Annotated in this window: 21 protein-coding genes; 19 read left to right on the forward strand and 2 right to left on the reverse strand. The window is 50.3% G+C overall.

Going from position 1 to position 14,311, the window contains the following annotated elements; translation table 11 throughout:
• The first annotated feature begins 43 nt into the window (after window positions 1-43).
• From ABD76_RS21925 to ABD76_RS22000, 16 genes are all read left to right on the forward strand, one after another.
• Window positions 44-1,333 (forward strand): amidohydrolase, encoded by a 1,290-nt coding sequence (locus ABD76_RS21925; protein WP_197259209.1) that lies wholly within the window; start codon window positions 44-46, stop codon window positions 1,331-1,333.
• Between the two features lie 245 nt (window positions 1,334-1,578).
• Window positions 1,579-2,580: a helix-turn-helix transcriptional regulator gene (locus tag ABD76_RS21930; RefSeq protein ID WP_197259210.1), complete on the forward strand. Its 1,002-nt coding sequence runs from the start codon at window positions 1,579-1,581 to the stop codon at window positions 2,578-2,580.
• Between the two features lie 168 nt (window positions 2,581-2,748).
• A complete protein-coding gene (locus ABD76_RS21935) occupies window positions 2,749-3,210 on the forward strand; it encodes an ABC transporter substrate-binding protein (protein ID WP_338125172.1) in 462 nt (153 codons plus the stop codon).
• 151 nt (window positions 3,211-3,361) lie between these two features.
• Window positions 3,362-3,760: an NUDIX hydrolase gene (locus ABD76_RS21940; protein WP_242069715.1), complete on the forward strand. Its 399-nt coding sequence runs from the start codon at window positions 3,362-3,364 to the stop codon at window positions 3,758-3,760.
• Between the two features lie 402 nt (window positions 3,761-4,162).
• A complete protein-coding gene (locus ABD76_RS21945) occupies window positions 4,163-4,666 on the forward strand; it encodes a MarR family transcriptional regulator (protein WP_197259211.1) in 504 nt (167 codons plus the stop codon).
• A gap of 19 nt (window positions 4,667-4,685) precedes the next feature.
• On the forward strand, window positions 4,686-5,141 hold the full coding sequence (locus ABD76_RS21950; protein WP_197259212.1) for a CBS domain-containing protein: 456 nt from the start codon (window positions 4,686-4,688) through the stop codon (window positions 5,139-5,141).
• A 278-nt stretch (window positions 5,142-5,419) separates the two neighbouring features.
• The gene (locus ABD76_RS21955) at window positions 5,420-5,842 is read left to right on the forward strand and encodes a hypothetical protein (protein ID WP_197259213.1); all 423 of its coding nucleotides are present in this window, start codon (window positions 5,420-5,422) and stop codon (window positions 5,840-5,842) included.
• A 375-nt stretch (window positions 5,843-6,217) separates the two neighbouring features.
• Window positions 6,218-7,099: a CPBP family intramembrane glutamic endopeptidase gene (locus tag ABD76_RS21960; RefSeq protein WP_197259214.1), complete on the forward strand. Its 882-nt coding sequence runs from the start codon at window positions 6,218-6,220 to the stop codon at window positions 7,097-7,099.
• 220 nt (window positions 7,100-7,319) lie between these two features.
• Window positions 7,320-7,457, forward strand: a complete 138-nt coding sequence (locus ABD76_RS21965) for a hypothetical protein (RefSeq protein ID WP_197259215.1) — start codon at window positions 7,320-7,322, stop codon at window positions 7,455-7,457.
• A 54-nt stretch (window positions 7,458-7,511) separates the two neighbouring features.
• Window positions 7,512-7,964, forward strand: a complete 453-nt coding sequence (locus tag ABD76_RS21970; RefSeq protein ID WP_242069716.1) for a helix-hairpin-helix domain-containing protein — start codon at window positions 7,512-7,514, stop codon at window positions 7,962-7,964.
• A gap of 6 nt (window positions 7,965-7,970) precedes the next feature.
• Window positions 7,971-8,351 carry a VOC family protein gene (locus ABD76_RS21975; RefSeq protein WP_197259216.1) on the forward strand — a complete coding sequence of 127 codons (381 nt, stop codon included), beginning with the start codon at window positions 7,971-7,973 and terminating at the stop codon, window positions 8,349-8,351.
• A 57-nt stretch (window positions 8,352-8,408) separates the two neighbouring features.
• Window positions 8,409-8,897, forward strand: coding sequence for a GNAT family N-acetyltransferase (locus tag ABD76_RS21980; RefSeq protein WP_197259217.1), 489 nt, complete (start codon window positions 8,409-8,411; stop codon window positions 8,895-8,897).
• Between the two features lie 2 nt (window positions 8,898-8,899).
• Window positions 8,900-9,280 (forward strand): hypothetical protein, encoded by a 381-nt coding sequence (locus tag ABD76_RS21985; protein WP_197259218.1) that lies wholly within the window; start codon window positions 8,900-8,902, stop codon window positions 9,278-9,280.
• 45 nt (window positions 9,281-9,325) lie between these two features.
• Entirely contained in the window at window positions 9,326-9,625 is a 300-nt protein-coding gene (locus ABD76_RS21990) for a hypothetical protein (protein ID WP_197259219.1), read from the forward strand.
• Between the two features lie 43 nt (window positions 9,626-9,668).
• Window positions 9,669-9,887, forward strand: a complete 219-nt coding sequence (locus ABD76_RS21995; RefSeq protein WP_197259220.1) for a hypothetical protein — start codon at window positions 9,669-9,671, stop codon at window positions 9,885-9,887.
• Window positions 9,888-10,003: 116 nt separating this feature from the next.
• Window positions 10,004-11,032, forward strand: a complete 1,029-nt coding sequence (locus tag ABD76_RS22000; protein WP_197259221.1) for a Gfo/Idh/MocA family protein — start codon at window positions 10,004-10,006, stop codon at window positions 11,030-11,032.
• Window positions 11,033-11,101: 69 nt separating this feature from the next.
• Here ABD76_RS22000 and ABD76_RS22005 read toward each other — a convergent pair whose 3' ends face one another.
• Window positions 11,102-11,683: a manganese efflux pump gene (locus ABD76_RS22005; protein ID WP_197259222.1), complete on the reverse strand. Its 582-nt coding sequence runs from the start codon at window positions 11,681-11,683 to the stop codon at window positions 11,102-11,104.
• A 425-nt stretch (window positions 11,684-12,108) separates the two neighbouring features.
• On the opposite strand from ABD76_RS22005, the gene ABD76_RS22010 reads away from it, so the two are divergent.
• Both ABD76_RS22010 and ABD76_RS22015 read left to right on the forward strand, forming a co-directional pair.
• A complete protein-coding gene (locus ABD76_RS22010) occupies window positions 12,109-12,294 on the forward strand; it encodes a hypothetical protein (protein ID WP_197259223.1) in 186 nt (61 codons plus the stop codon).
• Window positions 12,295-12,367: 73 nt separating this feature from the next.
• Window positions 12,368-12,937: a YdcF family protein gene (locus ABD76_RS22015; RefSeq protein ID WP_197259224.1), complete on the forward strand. Its 570-nt coding sequence runs from the start codon at window positions 12,368-12,370 to the stop codon at window positions 12,935-12,937.
• Window positions 12,938-12,956: 19 nt separating this feature from the next.
• On the opposite strand, the gene ABD76_RS22020 is transcribed toward ABD76_RS22015, so the two are convergent.
• A complete protein-coding gene (locus ABD76_RS22020) occupies window positions 12,957-13,451 on the reverse strand; it encodes a nitroreductase (protein ID WP_197259225.1) in 495 nt (164 codons plus the stop codon).
• Between the two features lie 233 nt (window positions 13,452-13,684).
• Here ABD76_RS22020 and ABD76_RS22025 point away from each other — a divergent pair, with 233 nt between their 5' ends.
• Window positions 13,685-14,299 (forward strand): superoxide dismutase, encoded by a 615-nt coding sequence (locus tag ABD76_RS22025; RefSeq protein ID WP_197259226.1) that lies wholly within the window; start codon window positions 13,685-13,687, stop codon window positions 14,297-14,299.
• Window positions 14,300-14,311 lie beyond the last annotated feature (12 nt).

Consider the following 14,311-nt stretch of genomic DNA (forward strand, 5'->3'; position numbering starts at 1 on the left):
GTCTATCCTCGAGTTAGCGCGACTGTGAAGGAGGACTGTGCCGATGAATACGCTCATCAAAAATGTGCTCATTGTAACGATGAAAGAGGGCGACGCCCCGTTCCATGGCGATATCTATATCGCAGGGGATACGATTCAACAAATCGGGCCCGCTCTGGACGTGGAGGCCGGCCAAGTGATCGATGGGGCAGGCATGGTCGCCATGCCTGGCCTGATCAATGCGCATCAGCATACCCCGATGAGCTTGCTGCGGGGCTTCTCGGATGACCTGAAGCTAATGGATTGGCTTGAGCGAAAAATGCTGCCCGCCGAAGCGAATATGACGCCCGAGGATATTTATTGGGGCGCCAAGCTGTCGATGGCGGAAATGATCAAATCGGGCACGACCGCCTTTGCGGATATGTACATTCATATGGATGAAATCGCCGCTGCGGTGGACGAAGCGGGCATGCGGGCCTCTTTGTCCCGGGGAATGGTATTTCTGCAGGACGACGGGGGCCAGCGATTGACGGAAGCGCTTGGACTCATCGAGCGCTGGAACGGAAAAGCAGATGGCAGAATTACGACGATGCTTGCTCCCCATGCGCCGTATACTTGTCCGCCCGAGCCTCTGAAGCGCATCGTCAGGCTTGCTGAAGAGATGCGCCTTCCGATCCATATCCACCTGGCCGAGACGACCGAAGAAGTGAAGTCCATCCGCGAAAAATATAACGAGACGCCTGCCCAATATTTGTACAATATCGGTCTGTTCGAGAGGACCCATGTGCTGTTGGCGCATGGCGTGCATATGACGCGGGGAGACATCGGGCTGTTGAGAGGGATGCGCGGCGGCGTGGCGCATAATCCGGTCAGCAACTTGAAGCTGGGCTGCGGGATTGCGCCGGTCGCGGACATGATGAACCAGGGGATTGCGGTTGGTTTGGGAACCGACGGCGCCGGAAGCGCCGCCACGGTCGACATGTTCGAGGAGATCAAAGCGGCCGCTTGGCTGCAAAAGCTCGACTGCGGCGATCCGACGATGCTGCCTGCCGGCCAGGCGCTGCGCATGGCTACCCGGGAGAGCGCCAAGCTATTAAATATCGATCGGGAAGTGGGGACGCTCGAAGCCGGCAAGCGCGCCGACCTGATTCTCGTCGACATGAACAAGCCGCATTTGCAGCCCGTCCATCAGATCGAATCGCTGCTGGCCTATAGCGCCAACGGAGCGGATGTCGACACAACCATCGTGAACGGGAAGGTGCTGATGAGGCATCGGCAACTGGTAACAATCGACGAAGATGAAGTGCTTCGGCAGGCTTCCATCCGGGCCAAACGCATCGTAGCGGGAATATAAATTGTAAATAATCGCCTTCTATTCAGCAATTTCGACTGGGTAGTGGGCGATTTTTTGTGACCGGAAGGACGAAAAATTTGACAATGAGAATCATTATCAAATAGACTGAAGTTAAATGGCGAAGAGCATCATATTTTTCCTTAGGCAAAAAAATTGTGCATATACAATATTTATTCGGTATATTAAGTATAAGCTCCTTATGGAGAGCCTCCTATTTCTGATTCGAGGAAGAGAGGGAAACGAAGTTGAAGCTGCAATTGAATACGCGAAATTTAGACTGTGTCTTCCAGCAGTTAAGCGATATATCCCGCCCGGCCGATCCGCACGAGCAATATCGGTATAACGTACCGATTCTGGGCGGCGCGGGACATGTGCAGCGGGTTGTGCTGCGGCCTGGAATGGAGATCAATTGGTTCGAAGCGAGGCTGTCCGAGCCGGTGACGATGGATGTCGGGATCCAATATCCTCATTTGGAGATTACGTATACATTGTCAGGCCAAGGCTGTTGGGATACCGAGGGCCGAGCGTCAACCTACGCCTTGGCTCCCGGCGTGTCCAATTTTATCTTCATCCGGGATTCGAAGGTGCATGCGGAGCTGTATCCCCAGGAACGGTTATGGCATATGGAGCTTCGTCTGGATATCCGCCAGTTCCGGGAGCTTCATCCCGAGCTGGCTCGGTTGACCGATGAATCCTCCTATTGCAGACAGACGGCCGGTTCTCCCCACATTGCCCATATCGTGGAACAAATGAAGCAATGCCCTTATAGCGGAAGCCTCCGCAAGCTGTATCTGGAAGGAAAAGCGAATGAACTGCTGGTCCATCACCTGGACGGAGCGCATAAGGAAGAACGGGTCCGGACGGCGGTATCCAAGCTGAACGGGGAGGATATCCGGTGTCTTCACGAAGCGCGAGAAATATTGACGCATCGCTGGAGGAAACCTCCCAGCCTGCTTGAGCTTGCCAGATTGGTTGGTTTGAATGATTACAAGCTCAAGCTTGGCTTCAAGGAACTATTCGGCACGACCGTATTCGGTTATGTGCGTGCGCTGCGAATGAATGAAGCGCGGAAAATTTTGGAGCAAGGGAAAGGCAATGTGAGCGAAGCGGCCCTCATGGTCGGTTACCACAATATAAGCCATTTCGCCGCTCTGTTCCGCAAAACCTATGGGTATAACCCGAGCGAGCTCGGGAAGGCAAGCGCGGCCGCGCAAGCCCGTCATCGCCCCAAATCCGTCCAGTGTTAGAAGTCCGGTGAATTCGTGCAGTTGTAGCCGTCTGATGGACATGCAAAACGAGTAAAACAACTCAGCCAGCGCTGAAATGAGTAGGCGTGACAACGCCTCTGTCATCACGGATTTCGAATCCGTTTAGCTCTGTTTCGGATGTGTACTTCCTGGATTTTCGCCAACCGCTTGCGTTGTCGTTCCGGATCGTTCGACAAGGCCGCGAAGATGTGGGAGAACCTCCATGCCACGGTGCTGAAGCCAGGCGAGACGGCATCGGTCTTCACGTATTATCCCGGCGATCGTCTGTTCGTGATGGCGCGGGCCGGTCTTCCGCAGTTATTGTACGGTCCGGGAGGCTTGAAGCCGACGCCTCCGATTCAGGAGATTCTGGATGCGAGTGAGGGCTTCAGGTTGATTTCCCCCGAATCGCTTGGCGAGTTCGCGGGCGACCGCATCTTTATCCTCGATCCGGTTGACGATGAGGCCAAGCGGTCGACTGATGCGCTTCTGGAGAGTCCGATCTGGAAGGGGCTGCCTGCGGTTAAGAACGGACATGTGTACCGTCTGTACATTCAGGAGTCGGACTCGGATGCATTCACCTGCTTATGGCTGCTGGACAAGCTGCCGGAAATGCTGGGAAACAACTGATTTTGTAAGATGCACACTTCGCTGAGAGGCAAGCTTTCAATTTTCGGATTGATGGCTTGCTTTTGTTTCATTTCTATTGAGCACCGGCTCATCGTGGGGGATAATAGAATAATAGGCTGCAGCCAAGTCAAGAATAGAGCGAGGAGACGGAATGCTGAAATACACATTATGCTTAATCAAGCAAGGCAGCAAAATATTGCTGTTAAATCGAGAGAAGCCGGCATGGATGGGCTGTTGGAACGGAGTCGGAGGGAAGATCGAGAAGAATGAACAACCAAGAGCTTCCATGCTAAGGGAAATCAGGGAAGAAACAGGGATTGAAGCTCTTGATCTTACTTTTAAGGGCTTAATCACATGGACAACCGGGGAGAGAAGGGATTTTGGCGGGCTTTATTTGTATTTGGCCGATATTCCGCAAGAATATACATATCCGACACCCGTAAAGAGCGGAAGGAATACTGGATTGGAAAGAAATCGGATGGATAATGCATCCCGCCAACGCCGGAGTGGCCTCCAATATTCGGAGTTGTCTCGATCAGGTGCTGCATGAGGAGCAATGCTATAATCACCATTGCATTTTTGTTGGGGATTCGTTGCGCGAGCAAATAACGACCCCGGTCGATCCGAACATCGAAGACGATGAAGCGGCAAGGATAGAGTACCTCATGAAGTATATGAGCAGTATGCGGGAAGCTGCGGCAACGACAAGGTAAAAGGAGTGTTTTCCGGATCGGCGATTCATCTGAACGATGATAAGGCTCTTTGTTTTCTTTAGGAAAGCAAAGAGCCTTTTTCCTTATATGATATTGATAATCATTATCAAGTTGGTTATAATAAGTTCGTTTGCATCGTGGTCCAAAATTTTTTACTACAAACCCATATTGTTACCTAAGTAAATAAAATGACTTCGTCCTTGATAATGAAGAATAGAGAGAAAAGGGGGACTGCAGAAATGGAGCATTCCAAGCAAGTAAAAAAGCAAATTTATGATCTCCGTTGGAAGATGATGCACTTGATTGAGCAAGAAGAAAGCTGGGAAATCTCAACTTTTCGCAGGAAAGCAATGGAAGAAGGACTAAGCGAAGGGACTTACAACTTCACCATGGTTCATGTCATCGACTGCATCGGCCGTTATGAGCCAATCAATACGACTTCAATCGCAGAGAATATGGAGCTGTCGAAGGCAAGCATTACGAAGATGACAGCGAAGCTGTTCGATGAAGGATTTGTCAAGCGCACCCAACTCAATGACAACAAAAAAGAAGTATATTTTCGCCTGACTCCCAAAGGCCGGCGGCTCTTCGACCTGCACGAGCATTTGCACCAGGCGGAGGAGAATCGCTTTCTCCGGTTTCTTGATCGATATACGCCAGAACAGCTGGATTTCATCAAGCAGTTCTCGCGGGACCTGGTGGAGTATTATGAACAGAAACTGATAGAAGGCACAGACGTGTAGAAGGGAGCAGGAGCTGGCTATGTTAGCTTCCGATATTATGGTTCGGCGGGTCATCAAAGTGAAGGAAACCGATACGGTCGAGCAAGCGATCGAGCGATTTGCCGCTTATCGGGTTAGCGCGCTGCCTGTTGTCAACGAGCGCTACGAGATCTCCGGGTTAATCAGTCAACGGGACGTGATTGAGTATATTCGAAATTTTGACATAAATTTTTGGATGTTCCAAATGTACATGCCTCTGCCGGTATATATCGATGAGGAAGGGATCGGATCGAAGTGGCAGTGCTTGGCCGCCCGCAATGTGATGGAAATTGCCGCTCGCGATGTCGCAACGGTGCCAGTTGACTCTAAAATTGAAGAGGTGGCCGCGTTATTTTGCAATAGACGGGTTCTAAAAGTCATCGTGGAAAGAAACGGGGGATTGGCGGGAATGATTAGCCGCGGCGACCTTATTCGGTATTTGGCGGAATGCAGATAAATCGCGTGAGCAAGAATGGGAACAATTTTGAGTTCCGGTCTTGCTCTTTTTGTTACTATTTTAAGCTTTATCCATTTGATATCATATGATCAGATATATACATCGTCATTGCAGGAGGCTTGGCTCAAGCCTGACGGCATTGGTTGATGGAGCGTGTCATGATGGCGCCCGGTCCGATGTGTCAATTGGATTCGTGAATAAGATGGTGTTAGCGGAGCGGGATCTTGAACATCCCAGAGAATAAGTTCCGCGAAGCCAAAAGCTGGCTTCAATCCCGAGTGAGTTTGATCCAGGAGGACGGGGAGGACGAAGTGTTTTTTACCTCTTGGAATGCCCACTCCGTCTATTTTGAAGATCCTTCCGGCAATATCGTCGAACTCATCGCCCGACACAATTTATCCAACGCAATCTCGCATCCGTTCGGCAGTGCCGATATCCATGGCGTCAGTGAAGTCGGTGTCGTGGCCAATGAGGTGATTCCCTTCGTCAGGGCCTTGAATGAAGTGGGCCTGCCGAACTGGAGACCGGATAATGAAGGCCTTACACCGGTGGGAGATGAGCACGGTCTATTCATTGTCGTCAAGATAGGCCGAGAATGGTTTTTCTCGAATCGGAAGCGAGCGCGAAGCTATCCGGTGAAAGTATTGGTAAGAGGGATCGGATGGATAACATTCGGAGAAGCTTCACGGATCGATCATTAGAAATCTTATTCTCCGGTGGCGTTGTCTGGAACGAACAAGATAGATTCGGCTGATTGTCGTTACGACCGCTTACCATATGAGACGAACTCATTTAACGATGAAGACATACATGCCTCAGTGGATCTCATATTCACTATGTCCGGTAGACGATGAGACGACCCGGCGGGATAATTGGTGGCAGCATGACAGCGGGAGGAACCGAAAGCGGAAGCCAGAAAGATCATCGAGTACGTTAAATTGGGCGTCATTCAGGATTCGGAAATGTGAACAAATGAGGTACGTTGAGAACGAAGGTGCATCAAACTGGGGGGCCTGTCACATCAAAGAAGAAAGCGAATGAAGCCTCGCGCAGCACGCAATTTTGGAGGAAAATGCATGACATCGCTTTTTAGAAATGTATATTTCTATGTCTTGGCAGCGGCTTTTTTCAGTTCAGCATGGGTGCTGGATACTTTATATCAGAAAGCATCCTTGTCCAACAGCGTTGCTATGGCTCTTTTTGTCACGGTTATGATAGGCTGTATGGCCCTTTTTACGTGGAGGGCGAAGGGGCCGTCCATCGTTGTGACAGAGCCGAAGCAGGAATCGCTGCACTTTCTTGTTTATTTTGCCGTCTGGCTGATCCTTAATGTGGGGCTTTGGGACATTTTCTTTAGCAGGCATATCCTTTATTCGAATGGAATCAGTTTTTGGCTAGGTCTCGTCGTTATTCCCTGGCTGCTGCTAAGGAGACGAGGCTACAAACTATCTGATGTCGGTCTCGCGACTAGCGCGCTTCTCAGCAATTTGAGAGCCGCTCTTCTGTCAGGAGCATGCTTCGGAGGGATGATGCTGATTACGACGCCCGGCGGCAAATATCTGCTTGGATTGGAACAAAGCGCAGGCGAACTGGTGGCGGGATTGGCTCTCAGTTTTATTATCGCTTTCTTGTTTGCCGGCTTTCATGAGGAGTTTTTCTTCCGGGCGATTCTTCAGACCCGAATTTCTCAGGCACTGAACTCGAAAATAAGCGGCTTGATGATTACGACCCTATTATTTGCTATTTACCACCTGCCATTCCGGCTCTTTGATACCGGATTTACAGGGGATTTCGTGCATGCGCTTGCCGTCTGTTTGACGGAAGGTCTATTCGGCGGGTTGATCCTAGGCTTTCTGTGGCTGAGAACGAATAACCTGATTGCTCCCGTGTTCGTTCATTCCGTTATTGATGCGATAAGCGGATATGAATCGATCCTTTCCAAGTATCATTTTTGGTGAAAAGATACTTAAGGGTTTCATTGAAAAAGAGTTTAGAAGACCTTTAGGCAGAAGGAATGAGCTTTTTTGTATGTTTCAAATAGAAAATAAGCTCCATCAAAATATCATTTCCAGTAATTAGAGAGAGTGGTATATTTATTTTACGCGCTTTGTTTTCCGGCTGGAAGGGATAAGGGATTTGGCTCGTCCCTTGCGACGAGAACAAGGAGGGGAAGTTCTGATGACGATATTGATCGTGATTATTCTGATCGTGGGACTTGCTGGAATCATAGGAAATCAATACGCTGCATTGCGAAGAATGGAGTCCATTCAGCATTCGATAGAAGATATGAACCGGAAGCTGGAGGAACGGAATTGAATCGAAAAAGGATGGAGTAACCTTTGGTCACTTGAGAGAAAGCTGGTGATGCAAATGAACGGCAAAAAAACGCCCAAGCTTGAGCTGACGGCGGAGGAGCGGGCGGCGTTCAAGCGGCAAAAGATAAAAATCGCCGATCTCGCGGATTATTCCGTGGAGGAGCTCTGTTCGCGCTTGCGTTTGTCGCAGCCAAGAACCAGGGAACTGCGAGCCTTGGCCGAATTTCAACGAATTCCATCCATCGGTCCGCAATTCGCCCGCGATATGGTAGAGTTAGGATATTTTTCACTGGAAGAGCTGAAGCAGCAGGATGGGGCGCAGTTATTTGACGCCTTGGAGCAACGGTACGGCTTCGAGATCGACCCGTGCGTGGAGGATCAATGCCGGCTGATCGTTGATTTCGCCCGGCATCGCGATGGTTCGAGGCAATGGTGGGATTTCACCGCTGAACGGAAGCAATACCGAGATAGATACGGATATCCGCTGAATCGGCCGAAAAAGGAGTAGTTGACTATGAGCAGAGACTTCTCGCATTGCCTGCAAATTTTTCCGACGCCGGATATGGCGAAGACAGCGGCATTTTATGAGCTTGCCGGCTTCAGGGCGGTGTATTACCTTGAATCGTCAGAGCCGCATGTATGCTTGTATAGAGACGGTATCGAGATCGTGTTGACGCAATCGCAACATGACGCTGTCATCCCTAATCGAATCGTTCACGGGTACGGATATGACGCCTATTTCATCGCCTATGACCAACTGGAATTGGAACGCGAGCTGGCTGGCCAAGGAATTAAGATCGTGCGTCCATTGCCAACGACGGACTACAACAATCATGAATTCGTATTCGAGGATGTGGATGGCCGCTGGATCGCGGTGGGGAACAAAGCAGGATAAACATGACACGAAAAGTTGGGGAATTTGAGACAGCATGCATTCGAAAGGATGGCAAACATGTTATCGTTTGAAAAAACATCGGCGAAGCGAGTCGATATCGAAGAAGCTATTATTAATTCCAATCCTTTATTTAATCTGGCATCCAGAAATAAAGAGATCATACCAAGAGAAGAAGTGCTGGCAGATATCCAGCAGGCCCATCTCATCGGCGCCAAGCGGATGCTGGTCAAGGAGAATGAGGACTATATTGGCATCCTCGAATATTTGCCGGTGAATCCGGCCGATCAATGCACCTGGCTGGGGCTCCTGGTGATCAGCGGCGATCTGCAGTCGCAGGGATACGGCGCGCAGGCCGTGCAATTATTTGAAGAGCTCATGGAAAGTCAGAGCATAAGCAAGTACAGAATCGGAGTCGTGACGAAAAATACGCGGGCCCACCTCTTCTGGATGCGGCATGGCTTCAAAAGGATCGACTCGAAAACGAACGGCAATAACAAAGAAATATTAATCTATGAGAAAAGATTATATCAGCGAACAGAGGGATGAAAATGGTGAGACTGATGCCGCTGCGCATACCTCAAGGTTTTGCGGTAGGATATAACAAATTTTATGATGTCGATCCGGAAATGGCGGTGGACAGCGATATGCTTGGCAACTGGACATACTTCACCGAGGATCTGCTTCAGATTGACAAAATGGCGCTTCATCAGGGTCGTTGGGAGATTCCAAGGGAGGATAAATGCATCATCGATTTGGGCTGGTATCCCGATTCGAGCCGTGAAGGGCAGTACCGGCTGGTTATTGCCAATGAAGCATGGGAGATTTATAAAGAGTTCTCCTCGCGAGACAGATACGTCATCCGGGATACATTGGAAGCGTGGCTGATGGAATTGAGCGAACAAGGCTTCCAGCCAGGCAAAAGACACTAGCTGCGTGCATGGTCAGCTTAAGATGGCGAAGGAAGGGGATTGGCGATGACAAGATTAGGACAGAAGTTCCTGGAGCAGGAAGGCTTGCGGCTCGGGGACTATGTGGAAATGGAAAAGGAGGCGCTTGATCTGGCTGGCGGAATGCTCACCTTTTATCATTATACCCACGCAGATCGGGTCGACTCCATTTTCTCGCCTGGGGGAGGGCTCCATGCCCAGCGTCCCGTTGCTTGTCTTCAGGTTCCCGCGGCTATCAAGATCGTTATTTGGTGGAAGGCTTTCTTCAGCCGCTTCCGAAGTGGCTCACGAATTGCCCTTATTACGGCAATCAAGGCTACAAACTGATGCGCCAATATATTGGCGATGTGCTGCTGGAGGTTGTCCTGCCTTGCTGTATTTTGCAAACGAGGAGCAATTCGAAGTCGCTGGATTAGCGCGGCAGTTGAGGGAGACAGGGCGGACACGCGTTGAGGTCATTCCGGCCGGACACGGGTTTATGAATCCTTTTCATCCGAGCTATCAGCGGGAACAGGCGGAAGCGTGCATGACAGGATGCGTCGAAATTCTGCGCCGGGAGAAGCGAACGCTTCCAAGGGCAGCAAAATAGTTCAGGTAATACCGATATCATTCATGGGCAGTTCCGCCATCCCGAGATATGATAGAGGTGAATCATCTGGTTGCAGCGTTCCAGTCGAATGCGATACAAGGATGGAGGGACGATTCATGACAAAAAAACGTGTTGGCATCGTGGGTTGCGGCAATATTTTTCCGATGCATGCCAAGTCTGTAGAGTTAAATGAACTTGCTGAGCTAGTGGCTGTGTGCGATGTCAAAGAGGAGCGGGCGCAAAAAGCGGCGAAGCAATATAACTGCGGCTATTATTTGGACTATAAACAAATGATTGATGAAGCCGGCCTGGACGTTGTTCATGTGTGCACGCCGCACCATATGCATGCGCCAGTCGTTATGTATGCGGCAGAAAAAGGCAAGCATGTCATCACGGAGAAGCCGATGAGCATTACCGTGGAAGATGCGGAAGCGATGATTGATGCGTGCCGCCGGAACAACGTTACCTTTGGCGTCATCTTCCAAAACCGCTACAATCCCGGATCGGTGCTGATTAAGGAAGCGCTTGACAGCGGCAAGCTGGGCCGCGTCCTGGGAGCCCGCTGCTCGGTTACATGGAAGCGATCGGACGAGTACTACAGCTTAAGCGACTGGAAGGGCACCTGGGACAAGGAAGGCGGCGGGGTCATCATTGACCAGGCGATTCACACGCTGGACTTGATGAGATGGTTCATTGGCGACGATATTGCGGCCATTTCCGCTCATATTGAAAACCGTACGCACGAAAAGATTGACGTTGAAGACGTGGCTGACGGGGTGATCCAGTTTAGAAACGGGGTCATGGCCTCCTTCTATGCCATGAACTATCACAGCTATGACGCTCCTGTCGAGATTGAGCTGCATTGCGAGAAGGGGAAAGCGTATATCCGGGCCGAGAAAGGCAGTATTTTCTATGACGACGGCACGGAAATCAGCCGCGATTCGGATCGCACCAACCTGATCGATTATGGCGAAGGGGTCAAATCGTATTGGGGCATTAGCCATATTCATCAAATCGGCAATTTCTACGATGCGGTCGTTAACGGCGCTCCGCTGCATATTACCGGGGAAGAGGCATTGAAGACGCAGAAAATGGTTGCGGCGATTTACCAATCCGGGAAAACGGGGCAAAAAGTTCATTTTTAAATCTAATCCCATATGGGCCAAAGGCTTTGGTTGGGCAAAGCCTTTGGCTTTTTTATGGAAGCGGGATTGCTAGTCTAGGAACGCGCCAACGGCCACCAGCAATAAGAGCATCCCGCTAATCAAGGTCCCGAATTGCCCGACGGTAAATTTGCCGATGCGGACATGCGTCAGTCTGATGCCGAAAGCCACTCCGGCCCATACGGTGACAAAGCTTCCGACCGCCGCCAATATCGAGATCAGCAGCGGGGAAAAACCGAGCAGGCCGGCTCCGACGCCATTGGTCAATGCATTGGCTGACAGGGCGACGCCGAGCACCGCGGATTCAACGAAGCCAATGCTCTTGGGGCTGGGTGCTTCCTGGCGGCTGCCAGGATGTTGATTTTTGCGCGGAACGGCCATCAGGATGATGCGCAGACCGATCACCACGAGCAGGAAGGCGCCCAGCACGACCGGAAGGATTCCGGGCAGCACGGTGGCAATGAACATCCCGAAATAGATGCCGCACATGCTAAAGAGAAAACAGATGACGGCTATAAAGAGATTGGAGAGCAAATTGATGCGAATATTCCGCACGCCATAGGACAAGCCGACTCCCAAATTATCGATGCTCGACGAAAAGGTTAACGCCGCAATCATAAGCCATGATGTCATTTTTTGTTAGCTCCTTTTTTCATGTAGTCATCATCAAAGCAAAGCTTGGTTTACATTCTAATCTCACCACGCCTTTCCTCTATCGGTTCAAACTGGCTGTTGCTTTATGTTTCTTCAACACCTCCTAGTCATTTCCATCCAGTTATGAGCATTATAATTCACCTTTGTTGCAAAAAGTGCTTGCCTGCTCAAAATTTTGTTGAAGAAAATGAAACAGATGCCTCCCTTCCTTCATGGCCAGCCTGGGCGGGCTCAAGCACAGCTTCCTTTTCTGTTTCTATTTCCTCAACGGACTGATGATTGGATTGCACCTTTTCTCAACAGTTGAATAAGGTGAAGAACAAATCAAAGCCATGGGGAAAGGCCGGAAGAGAAACCGTGAACAGGGATTCTGGTTGGCGCCGTGCGGAAAGGAGATGGAGCGGATGATGAAGGTGTTGAAGTGGCTCGGTTATGGTGAAATGGGGATCGGGGTTCTTCCGTTTTTGTTCATTCAAAGTGTCGTAGAAGAAATGGAAATGAAGTATGATAAAACCAAGCGATGCCGGCAACAACACAAACAATCCAAGGAGGATACGCATCCGTATCCCGATGAAGCGAGTGATGAATAAGATGAACAAGATGAGTATTGCCAAGGTGCAAAGGATAGGCTATGGGGCATGTGCATACAGGAGGTAACGCAGGTTGAACTATCCGTTTGATTGTCTCACCGAGCTTGTGTTCGTTCCGGAAGAAGAGCCCCAGCCTGCTGATATCATACTGGTTCCGGGCGGCAGTCATACGCAGCCGATGGCCATCGCCGCGCAATTGTATCACGAGGGATATGCTCCCTTCGTCCTGCCGTCCGGAGGCTATAATCCGAAGCTGGATCGGACCGAGTGGGAGCATTTGCGGCAGATTGGCGTCTCGCTGGGGGTTCCCGAGCATGCCATCCTGCGGGAAGACAAAGCGAAAAACACGTTCGATAACGCGAGGAATTCCTGGAGGGTGATTCAGGAGCGCCAGTTGAAAGTAAACCGGGCCATCCTCGTTTGCAAAGCGTATTTCTCGAGACGAGCGCTGATGACGTATCAGGCCGTCTTTCCGCCAACCGTTCGATTCTGTGTCCAGCAAGACGGCACGCGCGTGAACAGAGCGGACTGGTACAAGGAAGAGACCGGGATCAAGCTGGTACTGACAGAGGCTCGAAAAATTGCAACCTACTTCGAACCGCATATCCCGAAATGGGTGGAGCGGCAGGTATCATCACGATAACTGCCGCTCCTTGACTTCTCTATAAATACGTTATAGCCACTCGCAGCCCCGCAAGCAGCAGGCAGAATATCGCCGACATAACCGCCCCCTTCAGGAAGCCGATGAAATGGAACCGGTAATCCTTATAGCCTGCCGCGCCCCGCGTTCCCGGTATTACAATGAAGTTCGGTGTAATCGCGCAAAAAATAAGCCAGTCGAGAATAATCAAGTCAGCCAAGCTGACCATGTTGAAGACAAGGAACAGATGAAGAAAAGCGCTCCAAAACGTAACCTCGTTTCCATAGAAATAAATCGAAGTGACAAACGGAACGAAAATGAGCAGCATGACGAGTGTTCCGACTGCCGTAAACTGTTTTCTCTCCGTCGGAGTACGGGGCGGGGCCGCCCGCTGAATATCTGGCGGATAATCCTGAAGCCATATTCGCGGATTGTAGGCAAGAGAGAGAAGCAGGACCGTCAAAAAGACGGCAGACAATAAAGCGCCTTCGATCAGAATGCGCGGCAAATCCAGCATAACGCCAACTCCTTTTCCCAATACATCGTAAACTTAGTTCATCATAATCAAAAAGTGTTTCCCTAGCAACAAAATTTTTCATCAGGTAAAAATCAATGCGATTTCTCCTGTTTGACAGGAAGGATCTTGCCTATAAAGTTGCATTAAGCAAAAATATTTAGATATGTACAAAATATTTCCCTTGCTATATAATCAGAGGTGAATTCTGTTAATTGGGAAAGGAGACCAAGCGAATGGAACAATTCACTCTGCCGGAAATGTCCTATGGATATGATGAACTGGAGCCTTACCTGGATGCCAGAACCATGGAAATTCACCATAAGAAGCATCATGCGGCGTATGTCGCGAACTTGAATCAGGCGCTGAGCCATTCCCCTCAATTCAAGAACGCCACGGTCGAAGACTTACTCAGTAACCTGAATGATATACCGGAAGACATACGCACCGCGGTCCGCAATCATGGAGGAGGGCACTACGGGCACAGCCTGTATTGGTCCATCATGAGTCCGACGGGCGGAGGAGAGCCCAAAGGGGATATCGCCAAGGGGATCGAGAAGCATTTTGGATGCTTTGAGCAGTTGAAGGAAGATTTGACCAAGGCCGCGTTAAGCCGATTCGGTTCGGGGTGGGGCTGGCTCGTCGTCAATGGAGACAAGTTGGAGGTCATGAGCACGCCGAATCAGGATACGCCGTTGGCGGAGAACAAGACACCGATTCTGGTCGTCGATGTATGGGAGCATGCCTATTATTTGCAGTACCAGAACAGGCGGCCAGACTTCGTGTCTTCCTGGTGGAATGTCGTCAACTGGGAGGAAGTGAACCGCCGCTATAACGAAGCTGTCCGCTAATTCCGTCTGCAG

This window comes from Paenibacillus dendritiformis (genome assembly GCF_015845845.1).
Classification (GTDB): Bacteria; Bacillota; Bacilli; order Paenibacillales; family Paenibacillaceae; genus Paenibacillus_B; species Paenibacillus_B dendritiformis_C.